Source organism: Thermogemmata fonticola (genome assembly GCF_013694095.1).
GTDB lineage: Bacteria > Planctomycetota > Planctomycetia > Gemmatales > Gemmataceae > Thermogemmata > Thermogemmata fonticola.
In genome coordinates, this window is sequence record NZ_JACEFB010000039.1 from 1 (window position 1) to 718 (window position 718).

The following is a 718-nucleotide window of genomic DNA, read 5'->3' on the forward strand; positions in this document are numbered from 1 at the left end:
TTGGGTACCTTCCACCAGCCGATGCCGCCGCGTGTCGTCATAGTAGACGACCAGCTTGAACTCCTTGAAGGCCTGGTCGGCACCCGGTCGCAACGGCGGCAGCGGCTTGGCCTTTTTGCCCCGCAGCTTACGCTTATGCTTGATCGTCGCCCGTCGCTTCCGCTTCTCCGCGTCTGTCACCAGCGGCACCATCACCCCGTCGCAGCCAAAGTAAACCCGCGTCTTCGCCCGAGCCGACGCGGAAGACTTCGAGGGGGAAGCAGACGATGACGATTTCGAAGCGTTCGCTGGCGTGGCGGTGACAGTCGAAGCGTTCGCTGGCATGGCGGTGACAGTCGAAGCGTTTGCAGTCGAAGCGTTCGCTGGCATGGCGGTGACAGTCGAAGCGTTCGCGGTCGAGGCGTTCGCTGGCATGGCGGTGACAGTCGAAGCGCTTGCGGTCGAAGTCGCCGCTGGCTCGGTCACGACGCAATCGGCGGCCGACCAGCCCGGTGTCAATGCCCCCGACTTCTGGGCGGCCAACACCTGCCGACCTTCCTGCTCCACCACCTGCCGCAACGTCTCACGGCTCAACTTCAGCTGGGCCGCCCGCCTCAGATTCTCCGCTGCCGCCGCAAAGCTGGAACTGCCAGCGTTGAGCCGACACACCAACTCCCGCACCCCTTGACTGATCGTCGCCTCCGCCACGTCCAGCCAACAATCCATCGGCGCCTCGGCC

1 protein-coding gene is annotated in these 718 nt (G+C 64.9%); it reads right to left on the reverse strand.

The genetic code is table 11. The features are described 5' to 3' along the window. Positions 1–705, reverse strand: a 705-nt coding sequence (locus H0921_RS17580) for a hypothetical protein (protein WP_228500114.1), incomplete at its 3' end; no start/stop codon positions are given. Between the last annotated feature and the right edge of the window lie 13 nt (positions 706–718).